The organism is Thalassospira sp. UBA4513 (genome assembly GCF_002388495.1).
GTDB lineage: Bacteria > Pseudomonadota > Alphaproteobacteria > Rhodospirillales > Thalassospiraceae > Thalassospira > Thalassospira tepidiphila.
This window is the reverse complement of record NZ_DGMR01000039.1, coordinates 600,398-600,618: the sequence shown is the minus strand read 5'-3', so window position 1 is coordinate 600,618 and position 221 is coordinate 600,398. Positions and strand designations below refer to the sequence as shown.

Annotated in this window: 1 pseudogene; it reads right to left on the bottom strand. The window is 57.0% G+C overall.

Annotated elements, in window-relative coordinates:
• Window positions 1–221, bottom strand: a pseudogene (locus B2T33_RS19630) (glutamate 5-kinase); the annotation flags it as partial.

The following is a 221-nucleotide window of genomic DNA, read 5'->3' as shown; positions in this document are numbered from 1 at the left end:
GTCACCATGCCGCCGGAGCTGTACATGGTCGGCGCAACACCGGCCATATTGAAAATCTCGGGCGTCAGTTCGCGGACTTCGGGGATCAGTTCGGCATCCGGGTTCTTGCGCGGATCGGCGGTATAAAGACCATCGATGTCAGAAAGCAGAACCAGCGTATCGGCCGAAATCATGTGCGCGACCTTGGCACCCAGACGATCATTATCGCCAAAGCGGATTTC